General features: G+C 68.9%; 9 protein-coding genes. 4 read left to right on the top strand and 5 right to left on the bottom strand.

Features of this window, described 5'->3' with window-relative positions; genetic code table 11:
• Positions 1 to 105: 105 nt before the first annotated feature.
• Both ACZ75I_RS18900 and dkgB read left to right on the top strand, forming a co-directional pair.
• Positions 106 to 2,226: a methyl-accepting chemotaxis protein gene (locus tag ACZ75I_RS18900; RefSeq protein WP_472958515.1), complete on the top strand. Its 2,121-nt coding sequence runs from the start codon at positions 106 to 108 to the stop codon at positions 2,224 to 2,226.
• Between the two features lie 246 nt (positions 2,227 to 2,472).
• Complete coding sequence (gene dkgB / locus ACZ75I_RS18905; RefSeq protein ID WP_180871217.1) at positions 2,473 to 3,282, top strand: 2,5-didehydrogluconate reductase DkgB; 810 nt, start codon at positions 2,473 to 2,475, stop codon at positions 3,280 to 3,282.
• A gap of 73 nt (positions 3,283 to 3,355) precedes the next feature.
• Here the strand turns inward: dkgB and ACZ75I_RS18910 are convergent, their stop codons facing one another.
• Complete coding sequence (locus ACZ75I_RS18910; protein WP_180871215.1) at positions 3,356 to 4,057, bottom strand: alpha/beta fold hydrolase; 702 nt, start codon at positions 4,055 to 4,057, stop codon at positions 3,356 to 3,358.
• A gap of 98 nt (positions 4,058 to 4,155) precedes the next feature.
• Here ACZ75I_RS18910 and ACZ75I_RS18915 point away from each other — a divergent pair, with 98 nt between their 5' ends.
• Positions 4,156 to 4,536: a YbjQ family protein gene (locus tag ACZ75I_RS18915; RefSeq protein WP_010482286.1), complete on the top strand. Its 381-nt coding sequence runs from the start codon at positions 4,156 to 4,158 to the stop codon at positions 4,534 to 4,536.
• A gap of 55 nt (positions 4,537 to 4,591) precedes the next feature.
• On the opposite strand, the gene ACZ75I_RS18920 is transcribed toward ACZ75I_RS18915, so the two are convergent.
• Positions 4,592 to 7,318 (bottom strand): bifunctional acetate--CoA ligase family protein/GNAT family N-acetyltransferase, encoded by a 2,727-nt coding sequence (locus tag ACZ75I_RS18920; protein ID WP_180869690.1) that lies wholly within the window; start codon positions 7,316 to 7,318, stop codon positions 4,592 to 4,594.
• A gap of 85 nt (positions 7,319 to 7,403) precedes the next feature.
• Positions 7,404 to 8,774 (bottom strand): magnesium transporter, encoded by a 1,371-nt coding sequence (gene mgtE / locus ACZ75I_RS18925; protein WP_472958516.1) that lies wholly within the window; start codon positions 8,772 to 8,774, stop codon positions 7,404 to 7,406.
• A gap of 343 nt (positions 8,775 to 9,117) precedes the next feature.
• Here mgtE and ACZ75I_RS18930 point away from each other — a divergent pair, with 343 nt between their 5' ends.
• Positions 9,118 to 10,896 (top strand): monovalent cation:proton antiporter-2 (CPA2) family protein, encoded by a 1,779-nt coding sequence (locus ACZ75I_RS18930; protein WP_154351622.1) that lies wholly within the window; start codon positions 9,118 to 9,120, stop codon positions 10,894 to 10,896.
• Between the two features lie 76 nt (positions 10,897 to 10,972).
• Here the strand turns inward: ACZ75I_RS18930 and ACZ75I_RS18935 are convergent, their stop codons facing one another.
• Positions 10,973 to 14,311, bottom strand: coding sequence for an ankyrin repeat domain-containing protein (locus ACZ75I_RS18935; RefSeq protein ID WP_180869696.1), 3,339 nt, complete (start codon positions 14,309 to 14,311; stop codon positions 10,973 to 10,975).
• Positions 14,304 to 14,564 (bottom strand): YcgL domain-containing protein, encoded by a 261-nt coding sequence (locus ACZ75I_RS18940; RefSeq protein ID WP_014648833.1) that lies wholly within the window; start codon positions 14,562 to 14,564, stop codon positions 14,304 to 14,306. Before ACZ75I_RS18940 ends, ACZ75I_RS18935 begins: the two co-directional genes overlap by 8 nt.
• Between the last annotated feature and the right edge of the window lie 144 nt (positions 14,565 to 14,708).

Consider the following 14,708-nt stretch of genomic DNA (forward strand, 5'->3'; position numbering starts at 1 on the left):
ACTTTCTTCACATCACTAAACGAAACGCTAATGTGATGTTCGTCGCACTTCAGCGGGAGCTTGGCGGGTCGATACCGCATTGCCCCTTCCCGAGAGTGCTTCCCGATGAATGCGTCTGTCCGTGCTCCGCGCCTGCAGTCCAAGCTGCTCGGCGCGGTCTCTGTTGGCTTGGCCGTGGTCCTGCTGTGCGCGCTGGCTGGCCTGGCCTCCGCCTGGTTCAAGTTGTCCACCGAGGTTCCACCCGAAGTCGCGCACAGCCGCGACGCCGAACGCCTGCAGCGTGAGTTCCGAGGCCAGGTGCAGGAATGGAAGAACGTGCTGCTGCGTGGTCACGACGACGCGTTGCGTCAGCGCCATCTGGACGCCTTCGACAACGAAGGCCGCCTGGTCGAACGGCTGGCCAAGGGCCTGGTGACCAGCCCGGACGCGCGCACGCGTGAACTGGCGCAGGCGTTCATCGGCCTGCACGCGCAGCTGCAGCAGGACTATCGCGCGGCGCTGCAGGCATTTGCCGCGGCCGGCTACGATCCCGCCGCCGGCGACACCCTCGTGCGCGGCAAGGATCGCGCGGTGGCGACCGCACTGGATGCATTGAGCACGCATGCCACGCAGGTGGCCGAAGCGGCGCTGGCGGCGCGTTCGCAGCAGGCGCGGCAGACCCTGCTGCTGTGCGCGTCACTGACGGTGCTGGCCGCCGTGCTGTTGCTGATCGGCCTGGCCTGGTGGCTGCGGCGCGCGGTGGTGCAGCCGGTACTGGCGGTGGAAGCCGCTGCACGCGCAGTGGCTGCCGGCGACCTGCAGCACGTGGTGCAGGTGCGCAGCCGCGACGAGATCGGACGCCTCGCCCAGGCGATGCAGGCGTTGCAGTCCACGCTGCGCGGCGTGCTGGATGCACAGGCCGCGATGGCCCAGGCGCACGAGGCCGGCACCATCAGCCATCGCATGGACGCCGCTGCCTTCCCCGGCGCGTTCGGCACCATGGTGGCCGACTGCAACACGCTGGTCGACGCGCACATCCGGGTGAAGATGCGCGCGATCTCGATCATGGGCCGCTACGCCGTCGGCGACCTCAGCCAGGACATGGAACGCCTGCCCGGCGAGAAGGCAGTGATCACCGAAGCGCTGGATGCGGTCAAGCACAACCTCGGTGCGATCAACGGCGAAATCCGCCGCCTGGCCGAAGCGGCGGCCGCCGGTGACTTCAGCCAGCGCGGCGACAGCGCGCGCTTCGAGCATGACTTCCGCGCGATGGTCGATGGCCTGAACCGCCTGATGCAGACCACAGAACTGAACCTGGGCGAAGTCTCAACGATGCTGCGCGCGATCGCCGATGGCCGCCTCGGTGCACGCATGCACGGTGATTTCCAGGGTGTGTTCGCGCGTATCGCCGGCGATGCCAATACCACCGCCACGCAGCTGGCGACCATCGTCACCGACATCAAGCACGCCTCCGGCAACATCCACACCGCCGCCGCGGAGATCGCCGCCGGCAACAATGACCTGTCGCGCCGTACCGAGCAGCAGGCCGCCAATCTGGAAGAGACCGCGGCATCCATGGAAGAGCTGACCTCCACCGTGCGCCAGAACGCCGAACACGCGCGCCAGGCCAACCAGCTCGCGATCGGCGCGCACGCGGTCGCCTCGCAGGGCGGCAGCGTGGTCGGGCAGGTGGTGGCGACGATGGGCGCGATCGAAACCTCGTCACGGCAGATCGCCGAGATCATCAGCGTGATCGATGGCATCGCGTTCCAGACCAACATCCTGGCGCTGAACGCCGCGGTGGAAGCGGCACGCGCCGGTGAGCAGGGCCGCGGATTCGCGGTGGTTGCCAGCGAAGTGCGCACGCTGGCACAGCGCTCTGCGGCGGCGGCAAAGGAGATCAAGTCGCTGATCGAGGCGTCGGTGGAACAGGTCGGTGAGGGTGCGCAGCGCGTGCGCGAGGCCGGCGACACCATGGCCGAGATCGTCGCCTCGGTGCAGCGCGTGACCGACATCATGGCCGAGATCTCTGCAGCCTCGCAGGAACAGAGCGCGGGCATCGAACAGGTCAGCCAGACGGTGATCCAGATGGACGGCACCACCCAGCAGAACGCCGCGCTGGTGGAAGAAGCCAGCGCCGCGGCGCGCAGCCTGGAACAGCAGGCGAACCGGTTGATCGATGCGGTCGATGTGTTCGATCTGTCGGCCACGGCGACAGCGAAGGACGCGTTGGCGCGCGCGGCCTGAGGGATCCGGTTGCCGGCCAGCGGCCGGCACCACCGTGGAGCGCGGACTGGGGTAGTGCCGGCCGCTGGCCGGCAGCGTCCAACGCTACATGGGTGGCGGCATGAACAGTGCGGACCAACGTTCCGCACTCATTACGGCCTGTGGTCGTACACGGCAGTGCAATGCACCGTTGCCGGCATGCACACGGCCGCTGGCCTACCCTTTCGTGAATATTCCCGTCTCCCTCCCCCACTGCTGGAGCCCCTCATGACAGTCCCCGCCTTCGGTCTCGGCACTTTCCGCCTCAAAGACCAGACCGTGATCGATTCCGTGCGCAACGCGCTGGAGGTCGGCTACCGCGCCATCGATACCGCGCAGATCTACGGCAACGAAGCCGAAGTCGGTCAGGCCATCGCCGATTCCGGCGTGCCGCGCGATGAGATCTACCTGACCACCAAGGTCTGGATCACCGAGTTCAAGCGCGAAGCGCTGCTGGCCAGCCTGCGCACCAGCCTGGAGAAGCTGCGCACCGACCATGTCGACCTGGCACTGATCCACTGGCCGTCGCCGAACGACAAGGTCGACGTGCCGATGGAGGAGTACCTGACCGCACTGGCCGAGGCCAAGGCACAGGGCCTGACGAAGGAGATCGGCATCTCCAACTTCACCATCGCACAGACCCGCAAGGCGATCGAGATCCTCGGCGCCGATGCGATCGCCACCAACCAGATCGAGATCCATCCGTACCTGCAGAACCGCCTGCTGGTGAAATTCCTGCAGGACAACGGCATCCACATCACCGCCTACATGAGCCTGGCCTATGGTGAGGTAATCAAGGACCCGGTGATCCAGGCCATTGCCGGCCGCCACCAGGCCACGCCGGCGCAGGTCGCGCTGGCCTGGGCGCTGCAGCAGGGCTTCTCGGTCATTCCGTCCTCGACCAGGCGCGACAACCTGGCCAGCAACCTGGAAGCGGCAGCGATCCGCCTGACCGACGAAGACATGGCACAGATCGCCAAGCTCGACCGCGGCCATCGCCTGGCCAACCCGGAAGGCATCGCCCCAGCCTGGGATTGAAGAGCGGCCGCCGGGCATGGCCCGGCGCTACCGGATACGCGTGGGTAGCGCCGGGCCATGCCCGGCGGATCCATCAGGCCTGCAACAGCCACCCACGCATCGCCACACTGACCTCGTCCGGTTTTTCCATAGGCGCCAGGTGCCCGCAATCAGGCACCACCACCAGCTGCGAGTGCGGCACCATCGCGTGCATTTCCTCGCTCACCGCTTGTGGCGTAATGCGGTCGTTGGCGCCGCACACGATCAGCAGCGGATCGCGGTAACCGGCCAGCACATCATGGCCATCGCGGCGTTCCAGTGCGCTCTGGCGCAGGAACACTTCCGCGCCCAGGCGGGTGGTCATGTCGCGCACGCGCTGTACCAGCACGTAGTCGTCCAGCCGCGAGGCATCGATGTAGCTGCGCATCAGCACATCGCCGAAGCCGTGGAACTTCCCCGGCAGGCGCACGCTGGCGCGCTGGCTGCGCCGCTGCTCGGCGCGCTCCGGCGAGTCGGCGTGGATCGAGGTGTCAATCAGCGCCAGCTGCAGCACCCGTTCCGGCGCGATGCGCAGGATCTGCTGGGCCACGAAGCCGCCCAGCGAGAACCCGGCCAGCGCAAAGCGCTCCGGTGCCTGCGCCAGCACGTCTTCGGCCACCGCCTGCAGGGTCTCGCCACGGGTCTGGTCGCCCACGGTGCAGTCGGCGATATCGGCCAGGTCGGCCAGCTGCGCGCGCCACAGCTCGGCATCGTTGAGCAGGCCCGGCAGCAGCAACAGGGGGATACGGTCGGTCATGGGGATATTGTCGCGCCGGCGGGGTGACGGCACCATGCCGCAACGGGTGATTGCACTGTAGAGTCGAGCTAGTTCGACTCTACGACACGGACGCGACCATGGCAGACCCCTACAACAGCAGCCCCACGTCCCCGCCCGCGCTGCGTTTCGACGATGCGCTGGTCACCACCGCCTTCGAGCTGCCCGGCCATCGCGTGGTGCGCAACCTCGGCGTGGTACGCGGCATCACCGTGCGCTCGCGCTCGATCGTCGGCAATTTCCTCGGCGGCATCCAGACCCTGTTCGGCGGCAACATCACCATCTACACCGAACTGTGCGAACAGGCCCGCGAGGAAACCTACCGCGACATGGTCAAGCACGCGCGGCAGCTGGGTGCCAACGCGATCATCGGCATGCGTTACGACGCCACCGATGTGATGACCGGGCTGACCGAAGTGCTGTGCTATGGCACGGCGGTGGTGGTAGAGCCGGTGCGGTGATGCAGCCGCCAAGCGTACGCAAAAGCAGCCGAGCGTAGGCTCGGCTCTACAGGAATTACGCCACCGGCGGGACGTCGGGCACCTCGACCTGCTGCACCGGCAAGGTCACCACCATCACCGTCGGGTCGTCCGGGTCGAGTCGGGTCTTGAAGCCCAGGCTCTGGCACATCGCCAGCATGGTGCTGTTCTCGCGCAGCACCTGGCCTTCGACCACGTCCAGGCCCAGCCACTTGGCGTACTCGATCATGATCGCCATCAGCCGCCAGCCGATGCCGTGGCCCTTCAGGTCCGAGCGGATCAGGATGCCGTACTCGCCGCGATGATAATCGGCATCGGCGTGCAGGCGCACGGCGCCCAGCATCTCGCCGCTGCGCGGTTCGATCGCTACCAGCGCGATCGAGCGCGCGTAGTCGAGCTGGGTAAGGCGCGCGATGAACTCGTGGCTGAAGTGCTTCACCGACTGGAAGAAGCGCAGGCGCAGGTCCTCGTCGCTGACGCGGGCGAAGAACGCACGGAACAGCGCGTCATCCTCCGGCCGCACCGGGCGCACGAAGGCCCGGCCGCCATCAGACAGTTCGATGGTGCGCTCCCACTCCTTCGGATACGGAAACACCGAAAAGCGCGGATGGCCACGGCCCTTGTGCAGGATCCGCGACGGTGCCACCGCCACGCGTGCGTCGAGGGCAAGGATGCCCTTGCTGTCGACCAGCAGCGGGTTGATGTCCAGCGTGCGCACTTCGGGAATATCGGCGGCCAGCTGTGCCAGCTTGACCAGCGCCAGCGCCAGTGCGCGCTCGTCGGCGGCGGGCACATCGCCGTAGGCCTTGAGGATGCGCGAAGCGCGGGTCTGGCCGATCAGCTCGTGGGCCAGGCGCAGGTCCAGCGGCGGCAGGGCCAGCGCCTTGTCGTTGATCACTTCGACGGCGGTGCCGCCACGGCCGACCACGATCACCGGGCCGAACGTCGCGTCATCGGCGATGCCGACAATCAGTTCGCGCGCCTTCGGGCGGACGATGGTCGGCTGCACCAGCAGGCCATCGATGCGCGCATCCGGCCGCAGCTGGCGCGCACGCGACAGGATCGCGTTGGCCGCGCTCTGCACCGCCGGCAGCGTGGACAGGTTCAGGCGCACGCCGTCCACTTCCGACTTGTGCGGAATATCCGGCGAGAGAATCTTCAGCGCAACCGTGGCACCGCGTTCCAGCAGCGGCTGCGCAAGGTCCATCGCCTCGTGCGCATCACGCGCATGCATCACCGGAGCAGACGGAATGCCGTAGGCCTTGAGCAGTTCATGCGTGGCCAGCGGGTCCAGCCACTGCTGGCCATTGGCCAGCGCGGCATCGACCAGTGCGCGCCCGGTGCCCGTGTCGACGCTGAAGTCCTGCGGCAGGCTGGGCGGAGTTTCCATCAACGCGCTCTGTGCCTCGCGATAGCGCACCAGATGCTGGAAGCCACGTACGGCTTCGGCCTCGGTCGGATAGGTCGGCACCCGCGCCGCGTTGAGCGTGGCGGTGGCCTGGTCATCGTTGCCCAGCCACACCGCGAACACCGGCTTGTCGCGATGATGGCGCGGGCGTAGGCCGAGCGTGCGGGTGAGGGCCTGCGCCGCGTCGGCGGACGAGGTGAATGCGGTGGGTACGTTGACCACCATCACCGCGTCATTCTCGTTGTCGGCCAGCAGCGCTTCGATGGCCGCGGCATAGCGGTCACCATCGGCGTCGACCACGATGTCCACCGGATTGCTGCGCGACCAGCCCTGCGGCAGCACCGCGTCGAGTTTCTCGACCGTGCTGTCGGACAGGTTGGCCAGCGTGCCACGCAATGCGATGAGTTGGTCCACGGCCAGGCGACCGACACCACCACCATTGCTGAGGATGGCCAGGCGGCGACCGGGGAAGGTGCCCAACCGCCCGAGCGATTCGGCGGCGGTGAACAGTTCGTCCAGCGCACCCACGCGCAGCAGGCCGGCACGATTGAAGGCCGCGCCGTACACATCATCGGCACGCGCCAGGGCCTGCACATGGGTATCGCGGCTGCCCGGCTGCACGCGCTCGGCGCGACCGGACTTCACCACCACCACCGGCTTGGCGCGGGCGGCGGCACGCGCGGCCGACATGAACTTGCGCGCGTCCTTGATCTGCTCGACATAGAGCAGGATGGCGCGGGTGCGGTAGTCGGTGGCGAAGTAGTCGAGCAGGTCGCCGAAGTCGACGTCCATCGTGTCGCCCAGCGAAACCACGGCGGAGAAGCCCACCGAGCGCGCCACGCCCCACTCCACCAGCGCGGCGGCAATGGCGGAGGATTCGGAGATCAGGGCGAGGTCGCCCGCCTGCGGGAAATGTGCGGCGATGCTGGCATTGAGTCGCGCGTGCGGCGCGATGACGCCCAGGCAATGCGGCCCGAGGATGCGCAGGCCATGCTTGCGCGCCACCGCCTCTACCTGTGCAGACAACGAACCCGGGCCTTCGCCCAGGTGCGCGGTGAGGATGATCGCCGCCTGCACGCCACGCTCTGCAGCGGTACGCACCACCTGCGGCACGATCGCCGCGGGCGCGGTGATCACCACCAGGTCGGGCACCCAGTCCAGGTCCTTCAAGCGCTTGACCGTGCGGATGCCATCGATCTCGGCGTGCCGCGGGTTGATCCACGCCACCTTGCCGGGGAAGCCGGTGCCGCGCAGGTTGCGCATCACCGCACGGCCGGCCGAGCGCTCACGCGGGCTGCCGCCGATCACCGCGACCGACTGCGGACGGAACACGGACTGCAGGTGGTAGGTACTCATGCGCCTACGGTACCCAAAAAAGGGGACGGAGGGGATTAAGTCGTCTGTGCCACAAACGACTTAATCCCCTCCGTCCCCTTTTTTGTTACAGCAGCGTGCCGTGCAGGATCAGCGCGGCGATGCTGAAGTAGATCACCAGGCCGGTTACATCCACCAGGGTGGCCACGAACGGGGCCGAGGCGCTGGCCGGGTCGAAGCCGAGCCGCTTCAGGACGAAGGGCAGCATCGAGCCGGACAGCGAACCGAAGGTGACGATGCCGACCAGCGCGGCACCGATGGTGATCGCCAGCAGGATCCAGTGCTCGCCGTAGTCATGCAGGCCACCCAGCTGCCAGATCACGATGCGCACGATCGCCAGGCAGCCGAGGATGGCACCCAGCACCATGCCGGTCGGGATCTCGCGCAGGGCCACCTTCCACCAGTCGCGCAGGCGCAGTTCGCGCAGCGCCAGGCTGCGGATCAGCAGCGAGGTGGCCTGCGAGCCGGAATTGCCGCCCGAACTCATGATCAACGGGATGAACAGGGTCAGCACCACCGCGCGCGCCAGTTCGTCTTCGTAGTGCTGCATCGCGCTGGCGGTCAGCATCTCGCCCAGGAACAGCACGCTCAGCCAGCCGGCGCGCTTGCGCAGCATCTCGAAGAAGCCGATCTGCATGTACGGCTTGTCCAGCGCTTCCATGCCGCCGAACTTGTGCGCATCCTCGGTGGATTCCTCGATCAGCGCATCGAGCACGTCGTCCACGGTGACGATGCCGAGCATCTGCTGCTGCGCATCGACCACCGGAATCGCCAACAGGTCGTGGCGGCGGATCAGACGCGCGACTTCTTCCTGGTCCATCAGCGCGTCCACCGTCACCGGCGGGTTGACCTGGGCCACGTCCAGGATCGATTCCTCGGGCAGGCCGGTGATCAGCCGGCGCATGGTCACCACCTGCTGCAACTGCTGGGTGGCCGGCTCCAGCACGTAGATCGCGTACACCGTCTCGCGGGTACGCTCGACCTGTCGGATGTGCTGCAGGGTCTGCGCCACGGTCCAGCTGGCGGGCACCGCCACGTATTCGGTGGTCATCAGCGCGCCGGCGGTGTTCGGCGGATAGCTCAGCAGCTTCTGGATGGCCTGGCGGGCGTCAGTGCCCAGCAGCGGGATCAGCCGCGCGCGTTCTTCCTCATCCAGCTCGTGGACAATGTCGGTGGCGCGGTCGTCAGCCATCAGCCCGAGCAGGGCAGCGGCGCGTGCCGGCGGCAGCGCGGCCACCAGCTCACCGCTGCGGTGCAGCTCCGGTGCTTCCAGCATCTTCACTGCACGCGGCAACGGCAGCGCGGCCAGCGTTTCCGCGGCGCGGGCCAGTTCCAGTGTGTTGAGGAATTCCACCGCATCGGCGGTGTTGTAGTTCGCCAGCGGTGCGGCCAAAGCGGCGGCATCGGCCACCGGGCGCAGCAGTTGCTTCTGGTTCATCGGTTTTGCCTTGTGGGGGTGCGACCTCGCGCAACGCCAACGCAGGCAAACCGTCCCGATGTCAGGCGGTGGCCATCGCTGGCGTCGAACGAGGTCGACTTCTACTGTCGCTGGACATGGGTTGGGGACTCCGGAATGCGCGTGCCGGCGGTGCGCCGCCAGCGGCGGGCAGTCTGGACCCGCGGGCCATGCAGGTCAACCCGGCATCCCTGCGCCGGGCGCCGGCCGGCCGGTTGTTCTCGTGCATACACCGACCGGCGCGCATAATGGCCGAGTGGCGCTCGCCACGCTTTCCCCACCCGAACGGACGCACTGCGGGCTTCCCCGATGACCAGGTATTCCCATGCATAGCGGCGGTCTGGAACTGGCCCTGGTGCTGCTGCTGGCGGCGGTCATTGCCGTGCCGGTGTTCAAGAAGTTCGGCTTCGGCGCGGTGCTGGGCTACCTGGCGGCCGGCGTGGTGCTGGGCCCGGACGGGCTGGGCTTCGTGCAGGACGCCGATCGCATCCTCGGCGCGGCCGAGATCGGCGTGGTGATGCTGCTGTTCGTGATCGGCCTGGAGCTGTCGCCGGCACGCCTGAAGGTGATGCGGCGCTCGGTGTTCGGCGCGGGCGCGGCGCAGGTGGCGATGTCCGGGCTGGTGCTGGGCGGCCTGCTGCTGCTCGACCACTTCCAGTGGAAGAGCGCGCTGGTGGTCGGTGTTGCGCTGGCGCTGTCATCCACCGCGGTAGGCCTGCAGCTGCTGTCCGAGCACAAGGCGATCAACAGCGACCATGGCCGGCTGGGTTTTGCCATCCTGCTGTTCCAGGACCTGATCGCGATCCCGCTGCTGGCGGCCATCCCGCTGCTGGGCGGGGCGAAGAACGAGACCCTGCGCTGGGAAGACGCCGCCGTGGCCCTCGGCGCGCTGGCCGTGGTGATCCTGTGCGGGCGACCGGTGCTGCGCAAGGTGTTCAGCATCATCGCGCGCACCCGCAGCCCGGAAGTGTTCACCGCCACCGCCCTGCTGGTGGTGCTGGGCACTGCCTGGTTCATGCAGGAAGCGGGCCTCAGCCCCAGCCTGGGCGCGTTCCTGGCCGGGGTGCTGCTGTCCGATTCGGAGTTCCGGCACGAACTGGAAGCGCAGATCGAGCCGTTCAAGGGCCTGCTGCTGGGGCTGTTCTTCATCGCCGTGGGCATGGGCATCGATCTCGACCGCATCGCCGCAGAGCCGTGGCTGATCGCCGCCGGCGTGGCGATCCTGCTGGTGGTCAAGTTCAGCCTGCTGTATGTGATTGGCCGTATTGCAAAGCTCAGTTCACGGCAGTCGCTGCTGCTGGGCAGCGTGCTGTGGCTGGGGGGCGAGTTCGCCTTCGTGGTGTTCAACGAAGCGCAGCGCGCGCACCTGCTCGGCAACGCCAATCACGATCGGCTGGTGGCGATCGTCGGCCTGTCGATGGCGATCACGCCACTGCTGATGATCGCGCTGCTCAAGCTGCTCGGCCAGGAGAAGGCTCCACCGCGCGGGAGCGCCGAGGCCGACAAGGTGGCACCGGACAACCGGCCCAAGGTGCTGATCGCCGGCATGGGCCGCTTCGGCCAGGTGATCGCGCGCCTGCTGACCGCACAGAAGGTGCCGTTCGTGGCGCTGGAGGCGAACCCGGACACGGTGGCCGACCTGCGCCGCTTCGGCAACCAGCTGTACTACGGCGACCCGACCCGCCCGGAGATGCTGCGTGCAGCGGGTGGCGAACACATCGATGTGTTCGTCATCACCGTGGACGACCCGGAGACCAACCTGCGCGCGGTGCGCATGGTGCGCCGGCTGTACCCGGACGCGAAGGTGCTGGCGCGTGCACGCAACCGCCAGCATGCCTGGCGACTGATGGACATGTCGGCCGAGCCGTTCCGCGAAGTGTTCGGCACCAGCCTGGAGATGAGCGGGCGCGTGCTGACCGCATTGGGCGTGGCACCGGACGTGGCCGAGCGCCATGTGCAGCGCTTCCGTGAGCATGATGAGCAGCTGCTGCGCGACCAGTACCTGGTGTACGACGACGAGGCCGCGGTGATCCAGACCTCGCGTGATGCACGCAACGACCTGATGCATCTGTTCGAGGCCGACGCGGAAAGCGACGGCAAGTAGGCGTGCCGACCAACGGTCGGCACCCACCACAGATTGCGGTTGCCGGCCAGCGGCCGGCACGACCCTTTTCCAGGAATCAGCCGTTGTCGCGCAGGAACCGCGCCATCGACGAGACACCCGGCACGCGGGGTTCGAACTCGCCGGCGACGTCGATGAAGCCACGCATCACCGCGATCTCGCGCGGGCTGCGGTTGAGGCTGTCGCGCGCTTCAGGATCGGCGCCGGCGCGCAGCAGGCGCTGCACCAGCAGCGGCAGGCCATGCAGCGCGGCCAGATGCAGCGGGCCGAAGCCACGCGGGTCGCGTACGTCCAGGCTTACGTCCTCGTCCAGCAGGCGCTCCACTGCGGCCATCACCACCTGCTCGTCGCAGGCGGTACCCGGCTCGGCGCGCGCGCCCAGCAGCAGCAGCAGCGGCGTGACAGAACCAGCGGCGGCCTGGTCCGGTTCGGCACCGGCCAGCAGCAGGGTGTCGAGCAGCGCCAGCAGGCGCGAGCGGTCGCGGGCACTGAAACCGTACAGCGCGGCACAGTGCAGCGGACCCAGCTGCTGCGCGTCACCGGCATGCACGTCGGCACCCGCCGTGAGCAGGCGCGCGACGATGTCCGGAAGGCCCAGCGCGGAGGCCAGCATCAGCACCGTCACGCCACCCGGCAGGCGGTGTTCCAGCTTGGCGCCAGCGTCGAGCAGGGCCGAAACGATGTCCACCTGGCGCATGCTGACCGCCGCCGACAGCGGCGTCGCGCCACTGGCCGCCGCGTGCTGCGGATCGGCGCCGCGCGCCAGCAGCAGGTCGGTTACCGCCAGGTGGCCGCCACCGGCGGCACGCAGCAGCGCGGTGCAGCCCTGTGCGTCGACCGCGTCGACGGCGAAGCCCAGATCGATCAGGCGGCGCACTGCATCGACGTCACCGGCCATTGCGGCGGCCGGCAGATCGGCCTCGCGCAGGGTGCGGCGCGGCAACGGCCACACCCGCCAATCGAGCCAGTCGGCCAGATCGCGGCGACCGATCGACAGCGCCACGCCCAGCGGTGTCTGGCCGTCGGCGGCACGTGCTTCCGGCGAGGCACCATGCTGCACCAGCAGCTTAAGCGCGCCTTCGCGGGCCAATGCGGTGGCCAGGTGCAGTGCGGTCATGCCGTGGCTGTCGCGTGCTTCGCGATCAACGCCGGCCTTGAGCAGGGCCTGCTGCAGCCGCAGCCACCCCAGGCGCACCGCCAGCGACAGCGGCGGATCGCCCGCCGGCGAGGCGGCGAACGGATCGGCGCCACGCTCAAGCAGTTCCAGTGCCAGCTGTTCCAGGCCACGCGCGGCCTGGTCGTGCTGTGCGCAGGCAGCAAGGAAGCGCGCCAGGCCACCGCGGCCGGCCGGCGACAGGCCACGCTGCAGCATCACCTGCAACGCCGGCACCGCATCGATGCCGCGCGACAACAGCGCGAACATCGGCGTATCGGAGCAGGCATCACGCACATAGGGATCGGCGCCGTGGCCCAGCAGCCAGTCCACCGCACGCGGTTCCAGCGCCAACTCCGGATCGAGCAGCAGCCCGCCCAGTTCCTCCGGCTGGCACAGCCTGGTCAGCGCCGCCATGCCGTCTGTGTTGCCGAAGCCCAGGGCCTCGCGCAGCAGGGTCAGCGGCGGACGATCCGGCAGCAGGCCGCTGGCACTGGCTGCTTCGCCACGATCGGCCAGGCCATCACTGACCGCGGCCGGCAACGGATAGGACGGGTCCAGCAGGGCTACGATCGCCCAGCGGCCGGCCTCGGCGGCGTAGTCCACCGCACGGCGGCCGAGCGGATCGGTGGCATCGGCCGCGATGCCCAGTTCGACCAGGCGCTTGATCAGCAGCGGCGAGACATCCTCGGCCATCGCCGCCAGCTGCACCGCATTGCGGCCTTCGCCGTCCACCGCGACCAGGTCCGGCTTGTGCGGCAGCAGGTGCTCGATCACGGCGGCGCGACCGGCACGGGCCGCTTCCAGCCACGGCGTACGCCCCAGTGCATCGCGCGCCTCCAGATTGGCGCCCGCGCCGAGCAGCACGCCGATGATCTCGACATGGCCGGCCAGGGCCGCCTCATGCAACGCACTGCGGCGCTGGCGATCGCGGGCGTCGGCCCGTGCCTTGTGCTTGAGCAGCAGCTGCACGCCCGCCGGATCATCATCCTCGGTGGCGGCGGCGGCCAGCAGCACCGGGGTGCCATCGGCCGGTTCGCAGCGTGCACCGCGTTCGAGCAGGAAGCGGGCCAGACGCCAGTTGCCCACCTGGCAGGCCACCGCCAGCGGCGACCAGCCATCACGGTTCAGCGCATCGACTTCGGCAGCGGCATCGCGCAGCAGCGCGGCCACCCCCGGGTCGGAACTGCGTGCGGCATGGTGCAGCGGGGTGTTGCCATCACTGTCGGTGGCACGCGAGTCGGCGCCGTTGGCGAGCAGGGTCATCACCGCTTCGGGGCGGCCATGCCAGCTGTCGCGGGTCGCCGCCAGCAGCGGGGTCATGCCCCGGTGCGGCGCATTCACATCGACGCCGCGGGCAATCAGTTCGCGCAGCAGGCGCAGGTCCGGCAGCACCGCGGCCAGCACCGCCAGGCTGCGCTGGTCACGCCAGTTCGGGTCCGGCAGCGCATACGGATCGGCACCGGCCTGCAGCAGCTGCAGGCCCCGGTCGATGCGGCCCTGGCGGGCGGCCTCATACAGCGCCGGTGTCAGTTCCTGCGGCGCCATCACCTCCAGCGGCACGGTTTCGGCCGCCGCTGCGAACATCGGTTCGGGTGCAGCGCTGGACGCCGCCAACGGGCTGGAGCGCAGCGACACCAGCGGCGCGGGCGCGACCCGCTGCAGCAGCAGGTGCAGCACCGGCGACAGCAGTACGACCGCCAGTGCGGCGGGCCAGCGCGCGCTTTCCGGCAACAGGCCCGGCCAGGCCGGCAGCACCACCAGCGCGGCCAGCGCAATGACCAGCGCGGCCACGCCGAGGCCACGCCAGGCAGTCAGGTCGCGCCCCGCCAGCGCCTGCCAGTGCTGGGCCAGGCTGCCATCCAGGCGTTCGACATCGTTCCACAATGGCCAGGTGCGCCAGGCCGCCAGCAGGCCGGCACTGACCAGTACGCTCAGGCCAAGCACTGCCGCCAGGCTGCCGCTGTCACGCAGCGCTGCGAGCGGCCAGGCCAGCAGCAGCGCCAGCAACAGCGGCGCGGCTGCCCACAAGGCCAGCAGCGCCGGCAGGTCCTGGCGCGCGACCACCTTCAGCGGCAGCAGCCCGCGGCTGCGGCGCCACCACGATATCGCCAACGCGAACGCGGGCTGCGCCAGTGCGGCAAGGACGGCACCCGGAACGCCGCCCACGGCGGCGCCCAGCGCCAGCACCGCGCCCGCGGCGAAGGCAATTGACAGAATGCGCGGACGGGAGGCGTCAGTCATAGTGGCGCGGCATCAGGCTGGCCACCGACGGCGGCACCTGCAGGTAGAACCCGCGCTCGCTCATTTCGCTGCGGACCTTTTCCGGGTCAGCCTGCGCCAGGCGGCGCTGGGCATCCAGGGCCACCTCCAGCACGAAGGCGAGCGTCCCCAGCGAGGTGAGCAGCGGCGCGGGCAGCGCGCTGAAATCATCGCGTCGGGGAACGTAGACGTAGGTGTCCGGCTTGAGTTGGCTTTTATAGACGTAGGCGTGCATGTCCGCGGGACGATAACCCGGGAAGAGCCATGATTGTGTCGGAAAGCCGACACCGGGGAAAGCCGTCAGCCGGCGATGGCGGCGCGATCGGCGGCGTTTCGCCTGCGGGGTTCAGCAATGTGGCGGCGACGTTCAGGCTGCGCC

The sequence above is a fragment of the Stenotrophomonas sp. X genome, from assembly GCF_055721025.1.

Coding starts and splice junctions, on each gene's coding strand:
- ACZ75I_RS18900 (WP_472958515.1), top strand. CDS start 106: ATGAATGCGTCTGTCCGTGCTCCGCGCCTGCAGTCCAAGCTGCTCGGC.
- dkgB (WP_180871217.1), top strand. CDS start 2,473: ATGACAGTCCCCGCCTTCGGTCTCGGCACTTTCCGCCTCAAAGACCAG.
- ACZ75I_RS18910 (WP_180871215.1), bottom strand. CDS start 4,057: ATGACCGACCGTATCCCCCTGTTGCTGCTGCCGGGCCTGCTCAACGAT.
- ACZ75I_RS18915 (WP_010482286.1), top strand. CDS start 4,156: ATGGCAGACCCCTACAACAGCAGCCCCACGTCCCCGCCCGCGCTGCGT.
- ACZ75I_RS18920 (WP_180869690.1), bottom strand. CDS start 7,318: ATGAGTACCTACCACCTGCAGTCCGTGTTCCGTCCGCAGTCGGTCGCG.
- mgtE (WP_472958516.1), bottom strand. CDS start 8,774: ATGAACCAGAAGCAACTGCTGCGCCCGGTGGCCGATGCCGCCGCTTTG.
- ACZ75I_RS18930 (WP_154351622.1), top strand. CDS start 9,118: ATGCATAGCGGCGGTCTGGAACTGGCCCTGGTGCTGCTGCTGGCGGCG.
- ACZ75I_RS18935 (WP_180869696.1), bottom strand. CDS start 14,311: ATGACTGACGCCTCCCGTCCGCGCATTCTGTCAATTGCCTTCGCCGCG.
- ACZ75I_RS18940 (WP_014648833.1), bottom strand. CDS start 14,564: ATGCACGCCTACGTCTATAAAAGCCAACTCAAGCCGGACACCTACGTC.